A 24,440-nucleotide genomic window follows, 5' to 3' on the forward strand; every position below is an offset into this window, starting at 1 on the left:
TTACTCCTTTGCACTGCGCCTGGCGGCTGACCCGGTGCTGGCTTCAGCACCGAGCCATGCGGCGGGCAGCGGGTTGCTTGCTGACGGATTAAATCCCTCAGTTCGAGGCCATTGGGCACCTGCCGGCCCGCCTGTTCGCAGAGTATTCTGTTCCTACAACCACCGGCACCATTTAAAGCAGGTCGCCCCATGAGTGAAGAGCACACCGAAAACACTGCGCCGTCCACGCCCGAAGACCGCGTGGCACCTGCTGATGGGCAACGCAGCTTTGTGCATGTTCTCATCAATACCGCCGTCGCGAACTTCACCACCAGCTTCCTGTGGTTCGCACTGACCTTCTGGGTGTATCTGGAAACCCAGAACGTGATGGCCACCGGCATCATCGGCGGTGCTTTCATGCTGCTGATCTCGGTGTTCTCCATGATTTTCGGAACCATCGTGGACAACCACCGCAAAAAGTCGGTGTTCCTGTTTTCCGCGATGATCACCGCGGTCGCCTTCAGCTTGGCCGGGCTGATCTATCTGTGGCTGCCCACCAAGGACATCCTGAATGTGGGCGGCTGGCAGTTCTGGCTCTTCTGCCTGGTGATCCTCTTTGGCTCGATCGTTGAACAGATGCGCGGCATCGCCCTGTCCACCACGGTCACCCTGCTGATTCCGCAAGAGCGCCACGCCAATGCCAATGGCCTGGTGGGCACGGTCCAGGGCATCGCCTTCATCATTACCAGCGTTTTCAGCGGCTTGGCCATCGGCTGGCTGGGCATGGGCTGGACCCTGGCGATTTCGATCGTGATGGTGGTGCTGACCATGCTGCATTTGCTGCAGATCAAGATTCCGGAGGAAGAACCGGTGCGCGAGGAAGGGCGGACGAAAACCAGCGATCTGCGCCTGGGCTTCAGCACCGTGATGGCTATACCGGGATTGTTCGCGCTGATCATCTTCTCGATGTTCAACAACTTCATCGGCGGAACCTACATGGCGCTGATGGATCCCTACGGGCTGACCATCATGTCCGTGCAAGCCTGGGGGCTGACCTTCGGATTGGCATCCACCGGCTTTATCGTGGGCGGCTTGCTGATCGCCAAATTCGGGCTGGGCAAAAACCCGATCCGCACGATGCTGTGGCTGGTGGCGGCCATGGGCCTGCTCGGCGCGATCTTCACCATCCGCGAATGGACATGGCTGTATATCGCTGGCATCTGGCTGTACATGACGCTGATTCCGGCGGTTGAGGCCTCCGAGCAAACCGTCATCCAGAAGGTGGTGCCCTTCCGCCGCCAGGGCAGGGTCTTTGGCTTTGCGCAAATGATGGAGGCCGCGGCGGCGCCGATCACCGCGTTCTTGATTGCCCCGATCGCCCAGTACTGGATCATCCCCTTCATGCGCAGCGAGCAGGGCGATGAGCAGTTTGGCTGGCTGCTGGGGTCGGGACAGGCCCGCGGCATCGCGCTGATCTTCCTGGTGGGCGGGCTGATCATGATCCTGGTGGCACTGCTGGCCATGAGCAGCAAGCAATACCGCAAGCTCTCCACGATTTTCCAAGCAGAAGAACCCGCAACACCTCAGGAGCAAGCACTTGGCAGCAACCCAGAAGACCCTACCCACCAACGTTGATCCGCACGAGTTCATCGCGGCCGCCACGCCAGAAAAGCGCCGGGTGGATGGCGAAGCGCTGGAAAAGATTTTCAGCGAAGTCACCGGAGAGAAGCCGGTGATGTGGGGGCCGAGCATCGTAGGTTACGGTACCTACACCTACGTTTCACCAAGCAATCCCAAAAATACCGGCATCTGGCCCAAGACAGGCTTCTCGCCGCGCAAGGCCCAGCTCTCGATCTATGGGTTGAAGGATCTTCCCGAGGGGGCAGCACTGCTGCCCCAGCTGGGCAAGTACACCGAAGGCTCTGGCTGCGTATATGTGCGCAAACTCGAGGATATCGACCTTGAGGTGCTGCGTGAGCTGATTGCGATCGGCAATTCACGGCAGGATGATCCCCGCGGGTAGTCAAGGGGCGAGCTTCTGCCCGATCCGCGGAGCTCCGGAGTCAATATCCGGGGCCCGTACCCTTCAAATATTGAAGATCACATCGAGATGCGGCTAAATAGTTTGTTAGGTAAGATTGAAGATGCGGACCCGCCCTGTGAACGCAGGCCAACGGGTCTAGCTTCTTTTAAAATTGCCTTTTTGGAGCTAAACTTCCTGCGGCTCACCAAGAACATCTTGGACTGACAACCGCGGATACCAGGGCCACGCGAACCTTTTGCTCTCATGCTGTAGCAAATGTTGGTAAGCCGAATACGCGGTAATATCTGCCAATTGCACCCACTGACTCCTGTGGGAGTTTTGAAAAATTGGATCTTCAATTAGGCAACGAGTCTGCAATGGCAAGCTGCGATGAGCTGAAATGTACGAATCGTCGGTGCCGTCACCATCCATGACCAAAAGACCAAACTCTCCGGCACTCAGAAGTCGGCCATCAATCAGTTTGACCAGCTCTTGATAAACACGCGCGCGTTCTTTTGCAAACGGCACTCCACGAAATGTCGTCTTGGAATAGACGGTACCCATACCTACCCACGAGCGCTCAGCCAAAAAATTAACACACTCATCCATGACAACAGACCGGTTAGATTTCTTCCGATTCCATTCTTCGTCCAAGGACGGATTGCCGCGTCCGTTTGCAAATTTGGTCGCATGCAACTCGTAAAGTGGCGGAATTCGATGTGCAGACATAAGCCCTTTGCGCCAATTCAATACTTGTCGCAGTCCAAGCTTCCAGTCATCGATTCGAAGCTCAATCCAGCTAAAGGTCGCGAATCCCGTAATTTCCGCACCTGAATCGTCCACATAAAATAATCGAAGAGGAGTACTAGCCACCATTCAAGTCTATTGACTTCAATGACGACGGCACGGCGCTATCACCGGCCTGTGCATCGTTGGGACCAATCTTTATGGCAAACAACATGATTACCGAGAGCGGGCAAAATAGTCTTTCATAGGACTCAAGAGTGCGAATGAGCCCTACTCGCTCCTGCCCAAGCCGCTGGCCCAAGGATCGCTTTTCCGACCGAAAATCGCGGCCACTAATGCACAAAGTCCCAAAAGCATCACTGCCGCGCAGGCGACGAGTGAGAGAGTCAGCGACAGTTGAGGGCTGGCGGAATCTGGGAAGGCATCAAACAACAACAGCGTCCAGAGCAGAGCAGGAATCACACCTGCGCCGAAGGATATGAAGCTGAAATGCAGGGCATGGAGCCAACTCCTAGTAGCACTTCCCAGCCATGCCATTACGCCGGCGATCACAAGCCACACTAGCAGCGGGAAGGCCAAAGGCAGCCAGAGATCGGGCATGGTCCACCAAGGAGTTGCGCCCATCAAGGGATCAACAACGAACAGCAATACGGCGAAGAGAATTCCGCTTGCCGTCGGCAGCCAAGCCGTATACCGGCGCATTGCCATAGTGCCCATTGACCACCCGTCTGTTTGTAGAAAATGGGATCCTACATGGGTTGATACCCGCAGAATGGTGCTGCTGCGGGTATCAACCGCTGACTTATTCGGCTTCTTCGAAGAAGGTCTCGACCTCGGTGATGCCCGCAGAGATGACCGGCACCAGGCGTTCGTCGATGCTGTAGGTTTCCCCGTCCTTGGCGAGCAGGCCGTAGTGGACCAGAGATTCCATGGCGGCCTGGGCCTCGGGCAGCACGGCGTCGTAGTTCTTCGGCCCGACATTGCGGCGCAACCCTTCCAGATCGCCATCGCGTCCGGTAGAGGCGGTGACCAGCAGGTTGCGCAGCACCAGGTAGTGGGCCTCGTCGCGCAGGGTGACGTCGAAGGCCGGATTCAGGTGGGCTTGGACGCAGCCGACGGCCATTTCGAAGAGGATCTGGGCGCTGGCGGCCTGATCGCCATCCACCATGAGGTCATAGGATTCTTCGTCCAGGTTCATGGTCGGGCCATCGAAGTCCACCACGGACAGCCGGGCGGCGCCCCAGATGTAGGTGAAGACCAGCGGTGCCGGGCCTTCGGTGTCGAAGGACTGCGGATCCAGGCCCAGTGCGAGCAGCACCCGGGTGCGGGCCTGGATGCCGGCTTCGCTGTCATCGGACATGTCCACGCCGTCGCCCAGTGCCAGGGCGAAGGCCTTGACCTTGGTGAACAGCTCGGTGCCGCGCAGCAGTTCGCAGATTTCCGCGTCGCCCTCGGCAAAGCCGTCGAGGGTGTCCTCGAGCATTTCGCGCAGCGCCTCGAAGTTCTCCGGCGCCCCCTCCCAGAGCTTGTTCTCCTCCAGGAAGCTGAGGTAGTCCAGCCACGAGCTGAAGATCGGTTCCGGAGCCATGGTCTCGGGAATGCTCATCAGGTGCTCGGCCAGGGCTTCGCCGAAGAGGTCGATGTCGATATCGCGCAGGTTGGAGCTGCTGGCCTTTTGCGCGTATTCGGTGCCGACTGCCCCGATCACAAACAGCTGCATACTCGCCGCTGCGGCGGCATCTTCCGGGGAGAAGGCCGGGACCGTGGTCGCGACCCAGGCGGCGTAGTCCTCGCGCAGCGAATCAACATGCTGCTCTACCTGGATGCGGTACACGCTGCGTCCGCGCTGGGCGGATTTTGCTGGATTTCCCGCGCCGGAGTTCTTCTTGCTTTGACGCTTTTTGCTGGCCATGGGCGATCCTTTGGGTTCTCGATGGTGCGCTGTGCTTCAAGCCTACGGTGTCCGGGGAGAATCCATTGACCTATCGGTGCGAATCGGACAAGATGAGCAACAGAGGAACTTGGAAGTCCTAGCACCTGCGGTACGAGGGAGAACCGAATGAAGATCGCCGTTCTAATCAAGGAGGTCCCGGATACCGGGGCGGACCGTACGCTGGATCAACAGACCGGCCTGGCCGATCGGGCCGCCTCGGAAGCGGTGCTTGATGAAATCGGCGAGCGCACGCTGGAAGTTGCGCTGAAGGTGCTGGACGCAGATCCGGATACCCAGATCACGGTGCTGAGCATGGGACCGGATTCCATCCAGCCCACCCTCCGGAAGGCCCTGGCCATGGGGGCCGCCGACGCCGTGCAGATCACCGACGAACAGCTGCTCGGCGCCGATCTGGTGCTCACCGCGCAGGTGCTGGCCGCGGCCCTGCGCCGACACGAGTACGATCTGGTCCTCGCCGGGAACATGTCCACCGATGGCTCGGCGGGAATGCTGCCGGTGATGCTGGCCGAGCTGCTGTCCCTGCCCGCCGCCACCTCGCTGTCCGAGATCTCCATCGCCGACGGGGTGCTCTCCGGCACCCGGGAGCTGGAGGCAGCCACCGCCAAGGTCAGCACCCCGCTGCCGGCGATCGCCTCGATCACCGAGGCCCTGCCCGATGCCCGCTTCCCGAACTTCAAGGGCATCATGGCCGCCAAGAAGAAGCCGATCGAGGTCCTATCCCTGGCCGATCTGGGAGTTGAAGCGCTGCCGGCAGATACCGCCCGGTCGATCATGCTCTCGGTGAGCCAGCGGCCGCCCCGCGAGGCCGGCACCATCATGAATGATGACGGGCAGGCCGGTGCGGCACTGGTCGAATTCCTTGCGAAGAACAATCTGGTGTGAACGGAAAGATGACCATGACGAGTTTTGCCCCGGATTCCATCCTGGTATTCCTGGAGACCACTGCCGCTGGCGAGCTGGCGAAAAATAGTGCCGAGCTGCTTGGCGCGGCCGGCGGCGTTGGCACCCCGGTGGCGGTCATTGCCGCGGCCGGCGAGAACCCCGAAGCCCTTGCCGCCCAGGCCGCTGAGGCCGCTGAGGCCGGTGCCGCGGCGGTACTGACCGCGAGCGTCGAGTCCGCGGTGCCCACTTCCCCGCTGGCCGATGTTTTGCAGCAGGCCTACGAAGTGGTGCAGCCGCAGGCGGTGCTCCTGGGCCATAGCCTGGCTTCGCGCGAGGTGGCGGCCCGTTTCGCGGTGCGCAATAAATTGGCCTTGAGCGTGGATGCGCTCGGAGTCCAGCGTGACGACCAGGGTGTTATCGCCAGCCACTCAATCTATGGCGGGGCCTACTCGACGAGCAGCGCCCCGACCTTCGGCGCCCCGGTGATCACTGTGCGCGTGGGCAGCATCGAGGCCCGTGCCCAAGCCCAGGATCTGGCGCTCACCGCCTTGCAGGTGCCCGGGAGCAATAGCCCTGAGATCCAGGTGCAGGAGGTCAGCAAGGCCGAGGCCGATTCGGCTCGCCCCGAATTGCGCACGGCCACCCGGGTGGTTTCCGGCGGACGCGGTCTGGGCAGCGCCGAGCAGTTTGAGCTGGTGTACCAGCTGGCCGACGCCCTGGGAGCCGGTGTGGGGGCATCGCGCGCCGCGGTGGATGCCGGGTTCATCGAGCATGGAGCGCAGGTTGGCCAGACCGGCGTTGCGGTTTCCCCGCAGCTCTACGTGGCACTGGGCATTTCCGGAGCCATCCAGCATAAGGCCGGAATGCAGACCGCCAAGACCATTGTCGCCATCAACAAGGATGGCGATGCGCCCATCTTTGAAATCGCCGACTTCGGCATTGTTGGCGACGTCTTCAAGGTGGTTCCCCAGGTGATTTCCGCGCTGGAAGCACGCAAGGCGCAGTAGCCATGAGTCCAGCATCCAAGAGCCTGAGACAGGGGCTACCCCGGATTCCCGGCGGCGATCCGTGGCCACCGGTACAAGTTCAGGGCACAGCTGCCCCGGAGGTCGCGGAAGTTATTGCCGCGCCGGCACCGGCTGCGGCGGCACCAGCTGCAGCAGCACCCAAGCAAGCGCTGCGCCAGGGACTGCCGCGAGTTGCTGGAGCAGATCCTTGGCCGCCGTCCGGCACACCGGCGAGTACAGCAACAAGCGCGCCCAAGGCCCAGCCTTCACCGCCAGCAACGATGCAAAAACCAACGCCAGATCCAACCCCGGCGGCGGTACCTGAACCCGCCGCAGAACCTGCCCGACTCGAAGTTTCCAGTGCGGTTGCGGCCAGCCCGGATTCCCCCGTGATTCGGCGGGGCCTGCCCCGGGTGGCCGATGGCCAGCCCTGGCCGCCAAGCAGCTTCATCGCAGCGCCGCTAACCACGCCTGCCCCTCCAACCACGGCTGTCCCTCCGGATGCCGAGGAGGCTCCAGCCGCGGCACGGGTTGTTGCAGAGCCTGCGGCCATGACGCAACAGGAGGCAGCGCCGCCTGTTAAGCCTGCGGCAGTTCAGCCTCCTGCCACGGCGCCGACCCAGGCACCCGCGCCCGCGCCAACCACGCCAACGTCGACCAAGCCAGCCAAGGCAGAGCCGAAACGCCATGGCCCGCTGACCAGCAAACAGTGGGTGCTCGCAGGTGTTCTCGGTGCATACTGTGCCTTGGGCATGGCTACCGCGGTGGTTCTGGTAGCTCGCGGCATCACCAGTATCGAATCGGTCGCGGCCTTTATCCAGCGCTACCCCGGCGAATACCATTTGCCCGAGTCGGCGCCCGTGGGAGTGCCCGCATGGCTCGCGTGGAACCACTTCTTCAACTTTTTCCTGATGGTCCTGATCATCCGTTCCGGGTTGCTGGTGCGGCACCAGAAAAAGCCGCCGGCCTACTGGTCCTCCAAGCGCAGCCCCAAAATCAGCATCAATCTCTGGCTGCACCTGAGCCTGGATCTGCTGTGGATTATCAACGGCCTGGTGTTCATCGCCGTGCTCTTCGCCTCGGGACATTGGATGAGGATTGTCCCGACCTCCTGGGAGGTGTTCCCGAACGCGCTATCGGCGGCCCTGCAGTATCTGACGTTGGATTGGCCCACGGAAAACGGCTGGGTGAACTACAACTCGCTGCAGCAGCTGGCCTACTTCATCACCGTATTTCTTGCAGCACCGCTGGCAGCGGTCACCGGATTCCGCTTAAGCGCTTTCTGGCCCAAAAACCCGGCGCTGGGCAAGAAATACCCCATCGAGGCAGCACGCGCCTTGCACTTCCCCACCATGCTCTACTTCGTCGTATTCATCCTTGTCCATGTGATTCTGGTGTTCTCCACCGGTGCCTTGCGCAACTTGAACCACATGTACGCCGCTCAGGGTTCTGCAGATCCGACGCAGTACGCGGGCAACTGGGCAGGATTGCTCTACTTTGCCCTTTCGCTGCTGGTCATCACCGGTGCATGGATTGCTTGCAAGCCGGTGGTTCTTGCCTCCATTGCGCGCTTCTTCGGAAAGGTCAGTTCCCGATAGCCGAACCAAAACTTGCTTCTGGCGCAAATTCCCTCGCGCGAGGAGCTAGAAGACGGATAAGGTCGCTTCAGTACACTTGCCACGCAACCAGAGGAGCAAAAGCATGGGCCACCACCACCACAGCGCCGAAGAATTAGACGGCGTTGCTTTCTGGGAAAACCACTACGGGCAATCCGAGCGCATATGGTCCGGCAAGGTCAACCAGGTCATTGAAAATCTCGTGTCGCCACTGACGCCGGGAACCTCATTGGACATTGGCTGCGGAGAAGGCGGCGATGTCCTGTGGCTCGCTACGCACGGGTGGCAGGCCACGGGGCTGGACATCTCGCCCACCGCCATCAGCCGCGCCCGCGAAGAAGCCAAGAAACACGGGATTGCCGAACCTGCCGCACAGTTTGTCGCTTCCGACCTCGGCCAATGGGACACCGACAAGGTTTTTGATCTGGTCACCCTGAGCTTCTTCCAGGCACCTTTCGAGTTCCCCCGCGCAGATTTCCTGCGCAAGGCCGCCAGCTTCGTGGCCCCTGGCGGCCACCTGCTTGCGCTTTCGCACGCTGCGCGCCCTTCATGGGCTCCGCCGGTGGATCACGAACTTCCTGCATTCCCGACTCCGGCCGAAGAACTCGAAGCTCTATCGCTGGATCTGGACCAGTGGAACATCGTGCAGGCCGAGATCGTAGAGCGCAGCATCATCGCTCCGACCGGCGAACCGGCGGTTATGGAAGATTCCGTGGTGTTCGTCCAGCGCAAGGCCTGAAAAGAAGTGATCCCCCAGCCTGCGCAGCTGGAGGATCACTGGTGGCATAGATTCCCACACGGATCTATGCCTGCTTGAGCGCGCTAACTGGTTGATAGTCACGCAAAACTACAGACTTGCGAACCATCGCACGCAAATCTTCGACCCTCTCGCCACCCTGCGGCATCGCTCGCAGCTGCACCAGCACATTTCCCAACGCGGTGCATTCCACAGGCCCGGCAATGACCGGCACCCGAGCGAGGTCAGCGGTGCGCTGGCAGAGCAGTTCACCCTGCGACCCGCCGCCGACAATATGGATCTCCTCCAGCTCGAATCCGCCCAGCCGGGCCGCTTCATGGGCTTGGGCGGCAAAGCTGGCGGCCAACGATTCGAGAACCACGCGGATCAGCCCGGCAGGAGTTTCTGGCGCTGATCCGCCAGCAAGGGCGATCGCGTCGCTGATGCGTGCCGGCATCTGCCCCGGGGCAAGAAACTGCTCATTCTGCGGATCGATCAGCACCTGCGGCACAGGCAGCGCCGCGGCCTGGCTGAGCAGGTCGGCCAGGTGAATTTCCGGCTGGCCGGCCAGCTCGGCTTGCTGGTTCCAGTAGCTCACCGATTCGCTGAGCAAGAAGGTTCCGGTGACGTTCTTGAGGAACCGCACCGAACCATCCAGGCCCAGCTCGTTGGTGAATCCGGCTGCCTGGGCTTGGGCCGTGAGCACCGGATCGGCCAGTTCCACACCGACTAGTCCCCAGGTCCCGCAGGAGATGTACGCTGACTTTTCCCCCGTTAGCGGGGTCGCCGCGACGGCACTGGCGGTGTCGTGCGAAGCAACGGCCACCACCTGCACAGAGCCTGCGGCGCCGAATTCCCGGGCCAGCTCGGGGCGCAAGGCACCGACCTCCTCTCCCGGATGCACCATCGGGGCAACCTTGCCGGCAACCCCGAGCGCCTGCGCCAGTGGCTCATCCCAGGAACCGGTGCGCTGGTTAAGCAGCCCCGTAGTGGAAGCATTGGTCCACTCGCAGCGAGCCTGGCCGGTCAGCAGCCAGTTGACGTAGTCGGGCACGAGAAGCAGCTGGTCTGCCGATTCCAACCGGCTATCCTGCTGCTCGGCCTGCAGCTGGTACACGGTGTTGAACGGCAGGAATTGCAGCCCATTGCGTTCGAAAAGCTCGACCCGGCTGAACTTGCGTTCCAGGTCGGGAACGGCGAGCTCATTGCGCGGATCCCGGTAGTGGCGCACTTGCCCCAGGCGCTGCCCATCCTTGAGCAGCGCATAGTCCACAGCCCAGGAGTCGACCCCGATGCTGGAAATGTCCGGGCGCAGTTCAAAGGCCTTCTTGAGCCCCTGGCGGATCTGCGACCACAACTCATCGATATCCCAGGCCAATGCCTGCGCCGGGGCATCGTCCTGCAGCCGGGCCAAGGGCACCGGCCCGTTGGCGAATCGGTGGACGAGGGTCAGCTGGACCTTCCCGTCCACCAGCTCGCCAATCATGACCCGGCCGCTGGTGGCGCCCAGGTCAATGGCTGCGACCGGGGTTCCCGTTTCTTTCTGGCTCATCGCAGGAACGCTGCAGCAACCCCAGAATCCACTGGAATGTGCAACCCTGTGGTGCGGGTTAATTCGGGTCCGGTCAGTACATATACCGCATCGGCAATATTTTCCGGGATGACCTCGCGCTTGAGGATCGTGCGGTTTGCGTAGAACTGGCCCAGGTCTTCTTCGGCTACGCCATAGGTCGCGGCGCGCTGGGCGCCCCATCCCGAGGAGAAGATCCCTGAACCGCGAACGACGCCATCTGGATTGATGCCATTCACCCGGACACCATGCTCGCCCAGTTCAACGGCCAGCAATCGCACCTGGTGCGCCTGGTCCGCCTTGGTCGCGGAGTACGCGATATTGTTCGGGCCGGCAAAAACTGAATTCTTGGACGAGATGTAGATGATGTCCCCGCCGAGCTTCTGCTCAATCAGCACCTTGGCGGCGGCCTTGGAGACGAGGAACGAGCCCTTGGCCATGACGTCATGCTGCAAATCCCAGTCAGCTTCCGTGGTCTCCAGCAGCGGCTTCGACAGTGACAGGCCGGCGTTGTTGACCACCAGATCCAGTCCGCCAAAGGCCAAAACGGCTTCATCGATAGCCGCCTGCACGGCGCCGGCATCGGCCACATTGGCGGCCACGCCGACGGCAACATCCGCATCGCCCAATTCAGCGGCCGCAGCTTGCGCCTTGGCCAAGTCGAGATCGGCGATCACCACGCAGGCGCCTTCGGCAGCAAGCCGCTTGGCCACGGCCTTGCCGATCCCCGAAGCGGCCCCGGTCACCAGTGCGATGCGCCCGGCATGGGACTTGGGCTGGGGCATGCGCTGCAGCTTGGCCTCTTCCAGCGCCCAGTATTCAATGCGGAATTTTTCCGCATCCGAAATCGGGGTGTAGCTCGACAGCGCTTCGGCGCCGCGCATGACGTTAACGGCGTTGAGGTAGAACTCGCCGGCTACCCGCGCGGTTTGCTTGTTGGCACCGTAGGAGAACATGCCCACGCCGGGAACCAGAACGATCAATGGGTCCGCGCCACGCATGGCCGGGGAGTTCTCGTCCTTGTGGGTCTCGTAGTAGCGCCGGTAGTCCTCGCGGTACTCCACGTGCAATTCGTTGAGCCGCTCCAGCTGCTCTTCGATGCTGGCCGAAGCCGGCAGATCCAGGACCAATGGCTTGATTTTGGTCCGCAGGAAATGATCTGGGCAGCTGGTGCCCAGTTCCGCGAGCTGCGCCAGCTTCTGGCGGGAAAGGAAGTCCAGGACCCGCTGATCATCGCAATAGTGGCCGACCATTGGCTTGTCGGCGCTGGCCAGGGAGCGGATGGTCGGGGCCAGTGCCGCGGCGCGGGTTCGGCGCTCGGAGTCAGGCATGGCCTCGAAGCCTGGAACGACTGCTCCAAATGGCTCAGGCGCCCCATGTTCCTGGATGTATGCGGCAGCGGTGTCTATGATCCACAGCGAATTAGCTTCGGACTCGTCGCTGGTATCGCCCCAGGCCGTGATTCCGTGGCCGCCCAGAATGCAGCCGATAGCTTGTGGATTCTCTTCCTTGATCCGCGCGATATCCAACCCGAGCTGGAAGCCTGGACGCCGCCAATCCACCCAAGCCACCTTGCCGCCGAAAATCTTGGCCGTAAGTTCCCGGCCATCCTTGGCGGTGGCAATGGCGATGCCGGAGTCAGGATGCAGGTGGTCGACGTGGTTGGCATTGACCAGTCCGTGCATGGCGGTGTCGATGGAGGGGGCTGCGCCGCCCTTGCCGTGCAGGCAGTAGTCGAATGCTGCCACCATTTCGTCTTCGCGGTCCACGCCGGGGTACACCTCAACCAGCGAACGCATCCGGTCCAAGCGCAGCGTGGACAGGCCCTTTTCGGTCAGCGTTCCCAGATCGCCACCGGATCCCTTGACCCACAGCAATTCGACGCTCTCCCCGGTGACCGGGTCGACGGCGCTGCCCTTGGCCGAGGTGTTGCCGCCGGCGTAATTGGTGTTCTTCTTGTCTTGGCCCAAACGGTTGGAGCGCTCGATGAGCTGAGCTGCCGTGCTGGTGCCCGTTGATGCGATGCTTTGTGTCATGATTCTCTCGGTAGTTCTTCTCGGGGATCCACGCAGGCGCTTACGCGTCGACCTTGTGGGGTGCGACCAGCTTGCCGTAGCGTGCTACTTCAATTTCTTCCAGGGACTTGCCGCGGGTTTCGGGAGCCCAGATGGTTCCGATCAGCAGGGCTGCGGCCAGCAGGCCCAGGATCAGCAGGCCGAGCTTTTCCAGGCCCATGCTGGTGAGCAGCACCGGGAAGACCAGCGAGAGCAGGCCGACCATGACGCGGGCGAGCATGAACAACATGCCCTGGGCGCTGGCGCGGTACGTGGTGGCGAACAGCTCTGCGGTCCACAGTCCATAGAAGGCCTGCGCGCCGATGCCTGCTGAAATGCCCCAGGCCAACGCGTAGAACAACAGCGAGAACGCTCCGGGCGGAACGAAGATCAGCACCGCCCAGGCCACGATGCCAAGCAAGGCCCCGGCGAAGTAGAGCCAGCGGCGCGAAACCCGGTCGCCATATTTCATGAAGCCGAAGTAGGTGGCCGCGGCGGTCAGCATCCAGACCAGGACCTGGAGCAGGTTCTGCTGGGTGGCCGATTCAACGCCGGCCGCTTCATAGACGCGCGGCTGGAAGATTCCGGCCTGGCCTGCCACGGTATTCCACAGTCCGTAGACACCGATCAGGAACAGCAGTGCCGACCAGTTCTTGCGTTCGGCCAGCAATCCGCGGATGCCGGAGAAGAAGGACAATTTGGTTCCATTGGCCAGCTCGGCGGCCCGCTGCTCTTTCCAGCGGGTGGATTCCGGCAGGCCTCGACGGACCCACCAGGTGACCGCGGCGACGATGAACAGATGGAAGAAGATCAGCCGCGATCCGCTCACGCCCATCGGCTCGACCATGATGGCCAGGGCAAAGCCCACGGCCGGGCCAAAGGACCAGGCCAGCTGAGCGGTGCCCACATGGGCTGCGCGTGATTCCTCGGGCGCCTCTTCGGCGATGTAGGTCCAGGAAGCCGGGACGCCAGCGCCCACAGCGATGCCCATGAGCACCACGCCCACCACCAGCAGCGTGGTGTTGAAGGTGAAGGTGATCAGCAAGGCACCGATCATGAAGACCATCAGGTCATAGGTGTAGATGAATTTGCGGCCCAGGCGGTCGCACAATGGGCCGCCGATCATGGCGCCCAGCGCCGCGCCAAAGGCGTTGGCGGACACCGCGGCGATCACCCCGACCAGCGCGTCATCGAATCCGAATGCCGACTGCCACAGGCTCAGGCTGGTGGCCAGGGCGATAATGGCGCCGGCCTCGATGTAGTTGCTCATCGCCACCGCGATGGTGGCTTTCCATCCGGAGATGCCGCGCTTCGTTGCTGCGGTACGCATTTATGCTCCCCATCCTGCTTGGACTCCGCCGACGCGTTCGGCTTCAATGCGGTTTTGGTAGTCCGATGAGCGGAAGGCCGCCATCGGGTCTGCTGGCAGGCCGCGTTCGGCTCGCCAGGCTTCAAGTTCCGAACGGATATCGGTGTAGAAGGCGTTCATGAAGATCTCGTTGGCGGCCAGCACGTCCCCGGAAATCTGCGCCTCGGTCAGTGCGACACGGTCGATCAGCAGGGCACGGGCGGTCATTTCCTGGACGTTGAGCACGCTGCGGATCTGTCCCTGGATCTTGTTCTCGACATTGTGGCACTGGTCGAGCATGAAGGAAATGGTGCTCTGCTCCTCCAGCCCGCCACCGCGAATCACCTCGGCCATAATGCGGAAGAGCTGGTATGGATCCGCGGATCCGACGATGAGGTCGTCGTCGGCGTAGAAGCGCGAGTTGAAGTCGAAGGAGCCCAGCTTGCCCAGGCGCAGCAGCTGCATCACGATGAATTCGATGTTGGTGCCCGGTGCGTGGTGCCCGGTGTCGAGGCAGACCATCGCGCGCTCCCCCAAGGCCGCGACCTGGGCGTAGGAGGTGCCCCAGTCGGGAACATCGGTGTGGTAGAAAGCCGGCTCGAAGAACTTGTACTCCAGCACCAGGCGCTGCTCGCCGGTGAGCCGGGCGTAGATTTCTGCCAGCGAATCCGCGAGGCGATCCTGGCGCCCGCGCATATCGGCCTGCCCGGGGTAGTTGGAGCCTTCCGCCAGCCAGATCTTCAGGTCCTGGCTGCCCGTTGCATCCATGACGTCAATGCATTCGAGGTGGTGGTCAATGGCTTTGCGGCGGATCTTTGGATCCTCGTGGGTCAGCGCACCGAACTTGTAGTCATCATCCTGGAAGGTATTGGAGTTGATGGTTCCCAGGCGCACGCCCAGATTTTCGGCATGGGTGCGCAGCGCGGTGAAGTCCTCGACCTTGTCCCATGGAATGTGCAGGGCCACCGAGGGCGCGAGGCCGGTGAGCCGGTGCACTTCGGCGGCATCGGCAATCTTTTCAAAGGGGTCTCGTGGCGTGCCCGCGGTGGAGTAGACCTTGAAGCGGGTGCCGGAGTTGCCGTAGGCCCACGAAGGGACCTCGATGGCCAGCCGGTTGAGGGTTTGCAGGTTCTCGGGGCTCAGCGTTGCGCCCATAGACCTCTCCATTTCTGTCAATGCGGTGAACTAGTTCTTGGTTGCTGGAAGGCTTGCCAGCTGGTCTTCGAGGTTGAATACTTCAGTGAGCCGTTGGGCCTGCTGGTCTGCGCGCCCGTCGAGGCTGACGAAGAATTGCGACATTTGCGCCTCCCATGCCGCGGTGCGCGGATCGACGTCGAGGGCCGCTTGGGCCGCGTGATCATCGTCGGTTTCGTAGTAGCCGATAAGCAGCCCGTCACCACGCAGGAAGAGCGAGTAGTTCCGGCGCCCGGCCTCCTCGATGGCCTGGAGCATCTGTGGCCAGACTTCCCGGTGGCGTTCGATGTATTGATCCATCAGCTCGGGAAGAACTTGTAGCTGGAAGCAAACTCGCACGGGTTTTCCTTATCTGCGCCAAACGTCAATGTTAGTGGTGCCGGCGATTCCCTAATTCAAAAAATGAATCGTTTCAATTACCCGGCATATTGAGTGTAAGGCACTTCACTCTGGAAGATCAAGCGGGATTTGCCATCACCATTGAAAAGATTTGAAACCTTTCAATTGGGTCCTGCATTAAGCCGGCTGCCACAGCCCGGGATATACTCGCAAGAGCAGCACCTTCGATCAGAACAGGAATTCTCTGTGGCCGTCAGCGTTAAGGAAGTCGCCGCCGAAGCCGGAGTTTCCGTGGGCACCGTTTCCAATGTGCTCAATCGCCCCGAGGTGGTCTCGGAACGCACCGTGGCCAAGGTGACCGCAGCCATTGAAAGGCTCGGTTTTGTCCGCAACGATGCCGCCCGGCAATTGCGCGCAGGACACAGCCGGAACTTTGGGCTCGTGGTCCTCGACGGGCGCAACCCCTTCTTCATGGATGTCACCCAGGGCGCGCAGCACCGGGCCCTGGAAAACGGCTACACGGTGCTGATGGGTTCCAGCGACAACTCGCTCACCACCGAGCAGCAGCTGCTGGATCTCTTTGACGAGCAGCGCGTGGCCGGGGTGCTCATCTCCCCCATGCACAGCGACCTGAGCCGCCTCTGGAAAATTCGCGAGGCTGGCACCCCGGTGGTCCTGGTTGACCGAGGCAGCGGAGACCGCAGTTTCTCCTCCGTGTCGGTCAACGACGTTGAAGGCGGCCGCATCGCGGTGCAGCATCTGGTTGATCTTGGCCGCAAGAAGATCGCGTTTGTCGGCGGACCGCAAAGCATCGTGCAGGTCCAGCACCGCCTCGAAGGAGCCCAGTCGGTCATCGCCGGCACCGCCGGAACCGTCCTCCAGCATATGCCAACCAGGCAATTGACAGTGCTGGAAGGGCGGGCCGCCGGCGAGCGCATCCTGGCCATGGATCCAGCTGAACGTCCCGATGGCGTTTTTGCCGCCAATGACCTGCTGGCCCTGGGCATCCTGCAAGCGCTCGTGATGTCCGGTTCGCTCCGTGTCCCCCAAGACATCGCACTGGTGGGCTACGACAACATCGACTTCGCCGAATCAGCGGTTGTCCCCATCACCACAGTGCGCCAGCCGGCCGAGGAAATCGGGCGCACCGCCGTTGACGTGCTGTTGCGCGAGTCGGAGGCAGGCGCAGACGCAGTGCGCGAACAGTTCGTTTTCACTCCGAAGCTTGTCATCCGCGAATCGACTGCGGGTGCAGGCACCGCGGGCTGATGGCTTGCTGATTGCTTCCTCAAAGCGGGCCCGGTGAAGATGCATCCACCGCGCATCTGATGCTAGGTTGGCCGTCCAGCCAACGAAAGGAACGGAAGCATGACTGCAAATAATCCGGAAGTATTCCTGGACAAGGACGAAGCCGAAGTGCCGGACGCCATCTCCGACCCTGCGCGCAATGATGAGGTCGGCCAGGACTGGACCGACGAGGGCGGGGCAACTCCCGATGGCGCTGCCATCGACGGCACCGACGACTGAATACCCGCGAGCCCCATTGCCGCGACGCACGCCAGCCGGTGGCCACAGGCGGCCATGCTAGCGTTTTCCGGTAGTACTGCTGCTGCCGCATCTTCCAGGGGACCTTCACGCTATGGCCAATCAACCAGACCTCAGTGCTGTCTCCCTGCCTCAGATCGCAGCTGTGATCACCGTGGTCGACTACGGATCGTTCACCGCAGCCGCAGACATCCTCGGCATCTCGCAGCCCTCGCTCTCCCGCCGGATCCAGTCCCTCGAACAGGGCCTGGGCCTGCCAATTTTCCGGGCCGCGGGGCGCACCATGCAGTTGACCGAGGCCGGCCGCGCCATCGTGCCGGCGGCGCGCCGGATCCTCGACGAGCTGGCCTCGATCAACGCCCTGGGTGCTTCGACCAGGGAACTGAAAACCGGTTCCCTGCGCATCGCAGGCCTGCCGTCGCTCATTGGCAGTGTACTGCCGGAGTATGCAGGCAAATTCCATCAGAAGCATCCCGGCGTGCATTTGGAAATCCTCAGCGTCCAGGACCACGATGAACTGGTGGAGGCGATTCGCCTGGGCAGCGCCGACGCGGCCTTCGGTGTCAGCCACGCAGTCCCCGCAGACCTGGAAACCCAACTGGTCTGCCACCAGGAATTCTCGGCAGTGCTCCCCGCAGGCCTGGACGGCGCCAACGAGCTCAACGCGCAGCTGCTAAGTAATTTGACCTTGGTCAGCCTGCCCCAGCCCACCTCCATCCGCAAGGTGACCGATGAGGTTTACCGTTCGCTTGGCTGCACCCCGCCGCGGGTCATCACCACGGTGCAGCGCGATGCCCTGGTGCCGCTGAGCATTGCCAGCGGCGGGATCACCATGATCCCCCGCACCATGGCCAGCACGGCGGAAGTCTATGGCGGAAAGCAGTTGCCGCTGCCAGCTGGAACCGGCCGGGCCATCGGCGTGATCTACCGGCGCGACCCGTTCCAGAATCCTGCGCTGGCAGAGTTCTTGCACTTCTTGTGAGCCATTGCACCGGCACGGGGGTATCCGCGCAGTGATGGGCCTGCGCGACCTGCCATAGCTTCGATGCATGGATCCGATCGCCAAATCTATTGGCGCAGTGCATGGCTCTCGTGATCGTCTGGAGGTTGACCCATGACCAGATGAAGAACGCAGGAGGCCCCTAGATGACCGAGCTTCGAATCCGACCTCACCGCCGGCGCATCACGCTTCTGCTCGTCTTTGCACTGGTCATTGCCCTGGTTGTCGCCGCAAGCGGGCTCTGGTTCAAGCTGCAGGGCAACATCTCCACAGCATCCATGCGCAGCGCCGAATCCGCCGCTCCCGACTCCAGCCACGGGCTCAATCTGCTGCTGCTTGGCTCTGACACCCGCGACCTTGAAGCCTCCGGATTCGGCAAGGGCAGCGGTGCCCGCAGCGACTCCATGGTGCTGGTCCACGTGGCCGCAGGCAACAAGCGCATCGACGCGGTGCAGATTCCGCGTGACACCCTGGTTGACATGCCAGCCTGCGATGACACCGGGCATGGGTCCTTTTCCGGCGGCGTGGCAATGATCAACTCGGCGCTGAATTACGGCCCGGCCTGCTCGGTGGCCGCCGTTGAGTCGCTGACCGGGGTGCAGCTGAACCACTTCATCGAGATCAATTTCGAAGGCTTCATCTCCATTGTCGATGCCCTGGGCGGAGTCGATGTCTGCCTGCCGCAGCCCATGAAGGACCCCAAGGCCAAGCTCGACCTGCCAGCTGGCGACCAGAAGGTTAATGGCACCGATGCCCTGGCTCTGGCCCGGACCCGCCACGCGGTGGGCGATGGCAGCGACATCGCCCGGCTGGGCCACCAGCAAATGGTCATGTCTGCGATCGTCCAGCAGGCGACCAGCCGTGAAACGCTGGCCCGTCCGGATCGGTTGTACTCGTTCCTGGACGCTGCGACCTCGTCCCTGACGGTCGACCCCGGCTTGAGCTCGCTCTCGGATCTCACGGCCCTGGCAGCCCGGGCCCAAGCGGTCCCTTCCGATGACATCACCTTCATGACCATGCCCTGGTCGCCGGCACCGCAGAACCGCAATCGCGTAGTCCCCTCCGCAGACGCAGAATCACTTTTTGCCAGCCTCCGGGAAGACTCGCCGGTCGCCCTCGCAGGCACAAAGTCCGGCAAGAAATCCGATGCTGATGCCGCGTCGGAAATTAATGACCGTGCGGCAGCCGTGCACATCACCAATGCTGCCCGGGTCGCGAATCTCGCCGGCGACTACGCCAAGAAGGCCAGCGAACAAGGGTTCACGGTGTCCGGTGTCGGCAATGCCGCCAGCGTGCAGGGCGCTACCACCTTGCTGGCAGCCGACACCGACCAGGCGCAGCAAACCGCCGTGGCCCTGGCCAAGGACTTGAATCTGGATCTCAAGCCGGAAACCGCCGCCATCGACGGAGTCCAGCTGCACCTGGGCCAGGACTACCAGAGCGTAGAGAAACCGGAAAAGTCACCGGTGAAAACCACCAATCGCAAAGCCAGCCAAAGCCTGTGCGGCTAACCGTTCGGTTCTAGAACTCCGCGTCCAAGTTCTCGTTGATTTCCTCGATGCTGAACACCGCAGGGTCGAAATCCTCGCCCGGAACCGCGGCGAATTCTTCAGGGAGCACGTCCTCCATCATGGTCAATGGCTGGTCATTCTTCAGCTCCTCGACCATCTCATTCCAGCGCCACGGTCCGCCAGTGTCTTCCAGCGGGCCCATCCGGCGTCCGCCGATGCACCTCGGCAGCTGGCCGTCATCGGACTTGAGAACGTCCTCGACCTCGATACCGATCCGCCAATCATCGCCAAAGTCGTAAGCGTAGGCCAGGCGGTCCTTGGGCTGTTTGAAGAGCTTGGAGAGCAGCACCGTCGACTCGTCGATATCGCTCTTCATATATGGGTTCTGCGGACCGTAGCTGACCTTGTAGTTCTTCCCGTAGAACTGGTGCAGGTGCGAATCGGACCAGTCGAAGCTGATCTGGATAATGTCGTGCAGATCGCCAAGGTTCAAGTCAGCGGGCACCATAACGCGGCGCCAGATCGGCGGCTTGGCTTCGCGCAGGGTGAGCTTCAGCTGCAGCACCTTGCCCTTATACGGTTCAGTGCGCTTCAGGCGCTTGGGCTCCTCTTCCTCGTCAAGCGAGAATCCGAAGGGATCGGCCACTGACTGGTCTCCCGGCGCTTGTCCCAGCGCTTGTTCTTGGGCGTCTGCATCCAGATCGGTCAGTGCTAGCCGGACAATTCCCGGAATATCGTAGGCCCGCCCCTGGCTCACTAGGCCAAGCGAACGCAGCAATTCCATGCGATGATGGGCCCCGGCCCACCCTGCTTCGGAGAACGCCTCGCTGCGATCTTCAGCCACCGGCTGCGCCTGGCCATCAATGGCTTGGAGCAGCCAGAGGTTGGACAAGCCCCAGGCCTCAAGGCTTTCGCCGGCACTCTGCTCAGGCTGGGCCAGCAGCAGATCAAGGACGGCTTTGAGGTAGCTGTACTTGCTCTCGTAGTTGGCTACGTCGCCGGGGGCCATGAGATCTTCGGCATTGTTGCCGCGCTCCGGAACAGCACCGGTTGCGGTGTCCAGCGCGCCGACCGATTCGAGGGCGGAGAGCACAACAGAAGCAGCATGCTGACGGCTTGAAGTATCAATGTCCTTTGAAAATAGCCCGCGGGCCGTTTCAGCGGCTTGGGAAATATACTTCGGGCCCGGGCCAGCGTTCCAGTGCTCATGGCCTTTGGTGGTGGCCCAGGCAAGGAGAACCCGTCCCATCTCCAAGACCTGCATTTGGCCGATTTCAGCCACGGCGTCCTCTGCAGACTCCGGAACATCCAGCAACTGCGCGTCACTGTGCTCGCTGAAGGGATCGTCCGAGTTGATCGTCTCAAGCAGCCATTCGAGACCCGCTGGGTCACCCCGCCACAGATCATTTTCACGCAGGAAATCCAGGTAGACGGTCCATGCGGTGAAGACCATCTCGCGAAGCTCTCCGGAGCCGTCATCAGGGTCTTCGGCCTCTTCAAATTCGATGGTTGCATTCAGCACCGTGAAAAGCTGCGGCGGATCGAAGTCGGTGACGCCGCGAAGCTCGATCACTTCAGCGTAGTAGCTCAAGGTCTCACCCACTGCGGCCAAAACCATGGGTGCCAGCTCGCTATCTCCATGCTGGGCTTCGAGCCACCGGGTGAATTGAGGGGCTAGCGCATCCAAACCGCGCTTGACCTTCGCCCGTTCAATGGAGATGACGTCTCCTTGCAGGCGCGCCGGGTGCCCCTGCTTGGGCTTCTGCTTCTTCTTTTTCTTCGCCACTGAGCTGCTTCCCATCGTTGCTTCGCTTACTTTCAAGGCTACGTGCCATCCCGTGCTCCTGCCCAACATTTGGGAGGACGCGATTCAATGGAATTCTGGAATAGCCACGGCGAATACGACTGTGCAGATCTGAATCCAGACCACTTGGATGTCTATGACGAAATCTTTATTGCGCCAAGGCCCGCGTTGGTAGGGTGGCAACATGATCAATACTGCGCAATTGCACTCGGATCTCGCCCGGCTTGCTCGCGAAACTGCGATGATGTCCGCTACGGTGCAGGCCTTGTCCGCCGAAGAATTGGCTGCCGGATCCTTGTGCGAGGGCTGGAGCCGCGCCCACGTCATCGCGCACTTGGCCTCCAACGGCCGCACCCTGGTGAAGCTTATTGACTGGGCTATCAGCGGCGAACCCCAGAAACTATACGCATCACAGGAAGCCCGCAACGCGGAAATCGACCAGCTGGCCGCACTGCCCCGCGAGGAACTGCTTTCCGCTTTTGGGGAATCTGCCACCTACTTCGCCCAGCAGTGCGAGCGCCTGGCTGGTGAGCTAGCGGTGGAAGAAGTCGACCTGCACGGCAAGATCATCCCGGCCGCTGACATCGTGGCTCTGCGAATCACTGAAGTGGCCATCCACCATCACGATCTCGATACCGCCTGGACCATTGGGGAAGCCGATCCGGCTTCCCAAAAAGATGCCATCCAGGCTGCGGTGCGCACCATGCGCGCCAAAAATGCTCCAGGCATGACACTTCTCAGCGAAGAAGGCGACACATGGGTCGTCGGCGATGGCTCGCTGACCGTCCGCGCCAACCGCGCAGGCTTGGTTGAATGGCTGGCCCGGGGCAATACCCGCAACATCAAAGCCGACGGACCGATTCCCGGCCTTCCGACCTGGTAGCCGCCTCGCCCACGTGTGCCCACCCGTGATTTTGCCTTGGCTAACCGGGAGAATGGGCATGGCCCGCTCGTCCAGCTGAAAAGGAACCGGTCTTGATCCCCGTTATTGTGCTCACCGGATATCTCGGCGCGGGCAAAACCAGTCTGCTCAATGGCTTGTTGACCCGTCCGGGAACCCGAGTTGGCGTAATCATCAACGATATCGGCAAGATCAATGTTGATACCGGCCTGATCACCGGGCAGATCGATGCCGCCGAATCCATTGCCGGCGGCTGCGTGTGCTGCCTTCCGGACAGTGGCGGGCTGGACGAGCTGCTGGAAAAGCTGGCCCAGCCAAAGCTCCGCTTGGACGCAATCATCGTTGAAGCCAGCGGCGCCGCCGATCCGATCAATGTGGATCGGCTCCTGCGCTACGGAAACGCGCCCGGGGTGCGCCCTGGAGGCATCATCGATGTCATCGACGCGGTGCAGCATGAACATACGGTGGACACCGCAGCCATGGCGCCTGCCCGCTTCACCGCGGCCAGCCTCGTGGTGGTCAACAAGCTGGATATGCTCCCGGAAAAGGCGAGGGACGCGGCCTTCGCGCGGATCAGCGACAGGGTCCGCGAGGCGAACCCGCAGGTGGCCATCGTTCCCGCTTCGCACGCCGCCATAGATCCTCAGCTGATCTTTGATATCGCCATGAATGAAGATCCGTCGGATGAGCTTCCGCTGGCCGCTGCTTCACGGGCCGAACATGACCACAGCCATGCGCCGCATGCCCACGCAGTCACCGTGCCCTGCCCCGAGCCGGCAGATCCGGGAGCTCTGCTGGATCTTCTCGAGAACCCTCCGGCAGACGCTTACCGGCTCAAGGGCCACGTGAAATTACGGACCGGTCGCGGCACGCAACGCTTTCTGGTCAACATGGTCGGAAGGCAACCACATCTTCAGGTAGCCACACCAGGTTCTGACCCTGCCGATGACGCCTTAGTCGCAGTCGGAGTCGAGCTGGATGAGCAACGGGTCGGTGATCGCTTGCGCACTTCGTTGCAAGCTTCCACCGCTGAACCGTCCTCGCAAAGTCTCACGCGTCTTGAGCATCGCTTGATCCTCAGTTCACCCGCTGAACAGCATCAAGACGTGCTGATCGACGACGACGAATCTGTGACTAGTTGAGCGCGGAATTGTAGTTGATGAGCAGCCGACGATTTCAGAAACCGAGTGCTTACCGGCAATGATTCGGGCTGATTGTAATTGTGGGCAAATAAAACCGGGGCCAGCACCTGCGCAATACCCGTTGCACCGGCCCGCCATGTCCTGGTAAAGATGAAACATCACTCGGACAGTGAGTCGGATACGGCGTGCCGGCAATGCGGCGGGTTGCGCGGGCACTGGCCCCGGAAGATTATGGACGCGCTGGCTTACAACGCGATCTGGCGGTTCTGATCCTTGTAGAGCAGGTAGCGGAAGTTGTCCGGGCCACCGGCGTAGCAAGCCTGCGGGCAGAAGGCACGCAGGGACATGTAGTCCCCGGCCTCAACCTCGACCCAGTCGCCGTTCAGGCGGTACACGCCCTTGCCCTCCAGCACGTACAAGCCGTGCTCCATGACGTGGGTTTCGGCGAATGGGATGGATGCGCCCGGCTCGAAGGTCACGATGTTCACGCCGAAGTCGAAGGCCGCATCGTTCGGGTCGAGCATGCGGGTGGTGCGCCATTTCCCATCGGTGCCTGGCATGGCGCCGGGCTCGACGTCGCGCTCGTTGCCAACCACTGGGCCCGGAGCGTCCACGCCGGCCAGCGGCTCGTAGCGCTTGCGCAGCCAGTGGAAGCTGGTGAGCTCGGTGCCGTCATTGCGTGCCGACCAGGTGGCCCCTGCTGGCAGGTAGGCGAAGCCGCCGTCTTCGAGCACATGCTCGGTGCCTTCGATGACCACGGTCAGCTGGCCGGTGAGCACGAAGATGAAGCCCTGGACTTCTGCCTGCGGCTCCGGCTTGGTGGATCCGCCGCCTGGGGCAACTTCCACGATGGACTGGGCGAAGGTGGTGGCGCCACCGGCGACCGGGCGGTTCAAAACCCAGGCGCGGGTATTGGTCCACTCGGGGAAGACGCTGGTCACGATGTCGCGCAGCACGCCCTTGGGGATGACCGTGTAGGCCTCGGTGACGATGGCGCGGTCGGTGAGCAGATCGCTCTGCGGCGGGTGCCCGCCGAAGTTCGCGAAATAGGATGAAGAGTTCTGGATTGCTGGAACAGTCATGACAGG

The 24,440-nt window shown here is 61.9% G+C and carries 23 protein-coding genes; 12 read left to right on the plus strand and 11 right to left on the minus strand.

Annotated features, from left to right (window positions below; genetic code table 11):
* Nucleotides 1-189: 189 nt before the first annotated feature.
* Both AOZ07_RS17090 and AOZ07_RS17095 read left to right on the plus strand, forming a co-directional pair.
* Nucleotides 190-1,614, plus strand: coding sequence for an MFS transporter (locus AOZ07_RS17090; protein WP_060703078.1), 1,425 nt, complete (start codon nucleotides 190-192; stop codon nucleotides 1,612-1,614).
* Nucleotides 1,577-2,002 carry a DUF1801 domain-containing protein gene (locus AOZ07_RS17095; RefSeq protein ID WP_060703079.1) on the plus strand — a complete coding sequence of 142 codons (426 nt, stop codon included), beginning with the start codon at nucleotides 1,577-1,579 and terminating at the stop codon, nucleotides 2,000-2,002. Before AOZ07_RS17090 ends, AOZ07_RS17095 begins: the two co-directional genes overlap by 38 nt.
* 186 nt (nucleotides 2,003-2,188) lie before the next feature.
* Here AOZ07_RS17095 and AOZ07_RS17100 read toward each other — a convergent pair whose 3' ends face one another.
* The 3 genes from AOZ07_RS17100 to AOZ07_RS17110 all read right to left on the minus strand — a co-directional run bounded on the left by AOZ07_RS17100 (nucleotide 2,189) and on the right by AOZ07_RS17110 (nucleotide 4,661).
* Nucleotides 2,189-2,875, minus strand: a complete 687-nt coding sequence (locus tag AOZ07_RS17100; protein WP_236995217.1) for a DUF3800 domain-containing protein — start codon at nucleotides 2,873-2,875, stop codon at nucleotides 2,189-2,191.
* 144 nt (nucleotides 2,876-3,019) lie between these two features.
* Nucleotides 3,020-3,466, minus strand: coding sequence for a hypothetical protein (locus AOZ07_RS17105; RefSeq protein ID WP_060703081.1), 447 nt, complete (start codon nucleotides 3,464-3,466; stop codon nucleotides 3,020-3,022).
* 85 nt (nucleotides 3,467-3,551) lie between these two features.
* Nucleotides 3,552-4,661, minus strand: coding sequence for a hypothetical protein (locus AOZ07_RS17110; protein ID WP_060703082.1), 1,110 nt, complete (start codon nucleotides 4,659-4,661; stop codon nucleotides 3,552-3,554).
* A 147-nt stretch (nucleotides 4,662-4,808) separates the two neighbouring features.
* Between AOZ07_RS17110 and AOZ07_RS17115 the strand changes: the two genes are divergently transcribed.
* Nucleotides 4,809-5,585, plus strand: a complete 777-nt coding sequence (locus AOZ07_RS17115; RefSeq protein WP_060703083.1) for an electron transfer flavoprotein subunit beta/FixA family protein — start codon at nucleotides 4,809-4,811, stop codon at nucleotides 5,583-5,585.
* Nucleotides 5,586-5,599: 14 nt separating this feature from the next.
* Nucleotides 5,600-6,592 (plus strand): electron transfer flavoprotein subunit alpha/FixB family protein, encoded by a 993-nt coding sequence (locus tag AOZ07_RS17120; protein WP_060703550.1) that lies wholly within the window; start codon nucleotides 5,600-5,602, stop codon nucleotides 6,590-6,592.
* 79 nt (nucleotides 6,593-6,671) lie between these two features.
* Here AOZ07_RS17120 and AOZ07_RS19135 read toward each other — a convergent pair whose 3' ends face one another.
* Nucleotides 6,672-7,145 carry a hypothetical protein gene (locus AOZ07_RS19135; RefSeq protein WP_216661316.1) on the minus strand — a complete coding sequence of 158 codons (474 nt, stop codon included), beginning with the start codon at nucleotides 7,143-7,145 and terminating at the stop codon, nucleotides 6,672-6,674.
* Between AOZ07_RS19135 and AOZ07_RS17125 the strand changes: the two genes are divergently transcribed.
* Together AOZ07_RS17125 and AOZ07_RS17130 are read left to right on the plus strand one after the other, a co-directional pair.
* On the plus strand, nucleotides 7,144-8,190 hold the full coding sequence (locus AOZ07_RS17125; protein ID WP_236995218.1) for a cytochrome b/b6 domain-containing protein: 1,047 nt from the start codon (nucleotides 7,144-7,146) through the stop codon (nucleotides 8,188-8,190). The two genes, AOZ07_RS19135 and AOZ07_RS17125, sit on opposite strands and share 2 nt — an antisense overlap.
* Nucleotides 8,191-8,293: 103 nt before the next feature.
* Entirely contained in the window at nucleotides 8,294-8,947 is a 654-nt protein-coding gene (locus tag AOZ07_RS17130) for a class I SAM-dependent methyltransferase (RefSeq protein WP_060703085.1), read from the plus strand.
* Nucleotides 8,948-9,011: 64 nt separating this feature from the next.
* On the opposite strand, the gene AOZ07_RS17135 is transcribed toward AOZ07_RS17130, so the two are convergent.
* Genes AOZ07_RS17135 through AOZ07_RS17155 form a run of 5 tightly spaced genes read right to left on the minus strand, consistent with a single transcriptional unit; the run spans nucleotide 9,012 to nucleotide 15,449 of the window.
* A complete protein-coding gene (locus AOZ07_RS17135) occupies nucleotides 9,012-10,496 on the minus strand; it encodes a rhamnulokinase (RefSeq protein WP_060703086.1) in 1,485 nt (494 codons plus the stop codon).
* Nucleotides 10,493-12,550: a bifunctional rhamnulose-1-phosphate aldolase/short-chain dehydrogenase gene (locus AOZ07_RS17140; RefSeq protein WP_060703087.1), complete on the minus strand. Its 2,058-nt coding sequence runs from the start codon at nucleotides 12,548-12,550 to the stop codon at nucleotides 10,493-10,495. The genes AOZ07_RS17135 and AOZ07_RS17140 overlap by 4 nt, the downstream gene beginning before the upstream one ends.
* 40 nt (nucleotides 12,551-12,590) lie before the next feature.
* Nucleotides 12,591-13,898: an MFS transporter gene (locus tag AOZ07_RS17145; RefSeq protein ID WP_060703088.1), complete on the minus strand. Its 1,308-nt coding sequence runs from the start codon at nucleotides 13,896-13,898 to the stop codon at nucleotides 12,591-12,593.
* Nucleotides 13,899-15,071 carry an L-rhamnose isomerase gene (gene rhaI, locus AOZ07_RS17150; protein WP_060703089.1) on the minus strand — a complete coding sequence of 391 codons (1,173 nt, stop codon included), beginning with the start codon at nucleotides 15,069-15,071 and terminating at the stop codon, nucleotides 13,899-13,901.
* A 30-nt stretch (nucleotides 15,072-15,101) separates the two neighbouring features.
* Complete coding sequence (locus tag AOZ07_RS17155) at nucleotides 15,102-15,449, minus strand: L-rhamnose mutarotase (RefSeq protein WP_075972531.1); 348 nt, start codon at nucleotides 15,447-15,449, stop codon at nucleotides 15,102-15,104.
* Between the two features lie 246 nt (nucleotides 15,450-15,695).
* Between AOZ07_RS17155 and AOZ07_RS17160 the strand changes: the two genes are divergently transcribed.
* From AOZ07_RS17160 to AOZ07_RS17170, 4 genes are all read left to right on the plus strand, one after another.
* Nucleotides 15,696-16,718: a LacI family DNA-binding transcriptional regulator gene (locus tag AOZ07_RS17160; protein ID WP_060703090.1), complete on the plus strand. Its 1,023-nt coding sequence runs from the start codon at nucleotides 15,696-15,698 to the stop codon at nucleotides 16,716-16,718.
* Nucleotides 16,719-16,817: 99 nt separating this feature from the next.
* The gene (locus AOZ07_RS18905) at nucleotides 16,818-16,976 is read left to right on the plus strand and encodes a hypothetical protein (RefSeq protein WP_171918759.1); all 159 of its coding nucleotides are present in this window, start codon (nucleotides 16,818-16,820) and stop codon (nucleotides 16,974-16,976) included.
* A 112-nt stretch (nucleotides 16,977-17,088) separates the two neighbouring features.
* Nucleotides 17,089-17,976 (plus strand): LysR family transcriptional regulator, encoded by an 888-nt coding sequence (locus AOZ07_RS17165; RefSeq protein ID WP_060703091.1) that lies wholly within the window; start codon nucleotides 17,089-17,091, stop codon nucleotides 17,974-17,976.
* Between the two features lie 164 nt (nucleotides 17,977-18,140).
* The gene (locus tag AOZ07_RS17170; RefSeq protein ID WP_075972532.1) at nucleotides 18,141-19,505 is read left to right on the plus strand and encodes an LCP family protein; all 1,365 of its coding nucleotides are present in this window, start codon (nucleotides 18,141-18,143) and stop codon (nucleotides 19,503-19,505) included.
* A 10-nt stretch (nucleotides 19,506-19,515) separates the two neighbouring features.
* Here AOZ07_RS17170 and AOZ07_RS17175 read toward each other — a convergent pair whose 3' ends face one another.
* A complete protein-coding gene (locus AOZ07_RS17175; protein WP_171918757.1) occupies nucleotides 19,516-21,291 on the minus strand; it encodes a plasmid pRiA4b ORF-3 family protein in 1,776 nt (591 codons plus the stop codon).
* A gap of 202 nt (nucleotides 21,292-21,493) precedes the next feature.
* Here AOZ07_RS17175 and AOZ07_RS17180 point away from each other — a divergent pair, with 202 nt between their 5' ends.
* Together AOZ07_RS17180 and AOZ07_RS17185 are read left to right on the plus strand one after the other, a co-directional pair.
* Nucleotides 21,494-22,192 (plus strand): maleylpyruvate isomerase family mycothiol-dependent enzyme, encoded by a 699-nt coding sequence (locus tag AOZ07_RS17180; RefSeq protein ID WP_060703093.1) that lies wholly within the window; start codon nucleotides 21,494-21,496, stop codon nucleotides 22,190-22,192.
* Between the two features lie 92 nt (nucleotides 22,193-22,284).
* Complete coding sequence (locus AOZ07_RS17185) at nucleotides 22,285-23,352, plus strand: CobW family GTP-binding protein (protein ID WP_060703094.1); 1,068 nt, start codon at nucleotides 22,285-22,287, stop codon at nucleotides 23,350-23,352.
* A gap of 245 nt (nucleotides 23,353-23,597) precedes the next feature.
* Here AOZ07_RS17185 and AOZ07_RS17190 read toward each other — a convergent pair whose 3' ends face one another.
* The gene (locus AOZ07_RS17190) at nucleotides 23,598-24,434 is read right to left on the minus strand and encodes a bifunctional allantoicase/(S)-ureidoglycine aminohydrolase (RefSeq protein WP_060703095.1); all 837 of its coding nucleotides are present in this window, start codon (nucleotides 24,432-24,434) and stop codon (nucleotides 23,598-23,600) included.
* Nucleotides 24,435-24,440: the final 6 nt, after the last annotated feature.

It is taken from the genome of Glutamicibacter halophytocola (assembly GCF_001302565.1).
GTDB classification, from domain to species: Bacteria; Actinomycetota; Actinomycetes; order Actinomycetales; family Micrococcaceae; genus Glutamicibacter; species Glutamicibacter halophytocola.

Coding starts and splice junctions, on each gene's coding strand:
- AOZ07_RS17090 (WP_060703078.1), top strand. CDS start 190: ATGAGTGAAGAGCACACCGAAAACACTGCGCCGTCCACGCCCGAAGAC.
- AOZ07_RS17105 (WP_060703081.1), bottom strand. CDS start 3,466: ATGGGCACTATGGCAATGCGCCGGTATACGGCTTGGCTGCCGACGGCA.
- AOZ07_RS17110 (WP_060703082.1), bottom strand. CDS start 4,661: ATGGCCAGCAAAAAGCGTCAAAGCAAGAAGAACTCCGGCGCGGGAAAT.
- AOZ07_RS17115 (WP_060703083.1), top strand. CDS start 4,809: ATGAAGATCGCCGTTCTAATCAAGGAGGTCCCGGATACCGGGGCGGAC.
- AOZ07_RS17120 (WP_060703550.1), top strand. CDS start 5,600: ATGACGAGTTTTGCCCCGGATTCCATCCTGGTATTCCTGGAGACCACT.
- AOZ07_RS17125 (WP_236995218.1), top strand. CDS start 7,144: ATGACGCAACAGGAGGCAGCGCCGCCTGTTAAGCCTGCGGCAGTTCAG.
- AOZ07_RS19135 (WP_216661316.1), bottom strand. CDS start 7,145: ATGGCCGCAGGCTCTGCAACAACCCGTGCCGCGGCTGGAGCCTCCTCG.
- AOZ07_RS17130 (WP_060703085.1), top strand. CDS start 8,294: ATGGGCCACCACCACCACAGCGCCGAAGAATTAGACGGCGTTGCTTTC.
- AOZ07_RS17135 (WP_060703086.1), bottom strand. CDS start 10,496: ATGAGCCAGAAAGAAACGGGAACCCCGGTCGCAGCCATTGACCTGGGC.
- AOZ07_RS17140 (WP_060703087.1), bottom strand. CDS start 12,550: ATGACACAAAGCATCGCATCAACGGGCACCAGCACGGCAGCTCAGCTC.
- AOZ07_RS17145 (WP_060703088.1), bottom strand. CDS start 13,898: ATGCGTACCGCAGCAACGAAGCGCGGCATCTCCGGATGGAAAGCCACC.
- rhaI (WP_060703089.1), bottom strand. CDS start 15,071: ATGGGCGCAACGCTGAGCCCCGAGAACCTGCAAACCCTCAACCGGCTG.
- AOZ07_RS18905 (WP_171918759.1), top strand. CDS start 16,818: ATGACTGCAAATAATCCGGAAGTATTCCTGGACAAGGACGAAGCCGAA.
- AOZ07_RS17165 (WP_060703091.1), top strand. CDS start 17,089: ATGGCCAATCAACCAGACCTCAGTGCTGTCTCCCTGCCTCAGATCGCA.
- AOZ07_RS17170 (WP_075972532.1), top strand. CDS start 18,141: ATGACCGAGCTTCGAATCCGACCTCACCGCCGGCGCATCACGCTTCTG.
- AOZ07_RS17180 (WP_060703093.1), top strand. CDS start 21,494: ATGATCAATACTGCGCAATTGCACTCGGATCTCGCCCGGCTTGCTCGC.
- AOZ07_RS17190 (WP_060703095.1), bottom strand. CDS start 24,434: ATGACTGTTCCAGCAATCCAGAACTCTTCATCCTATTTCGCGAACTTC.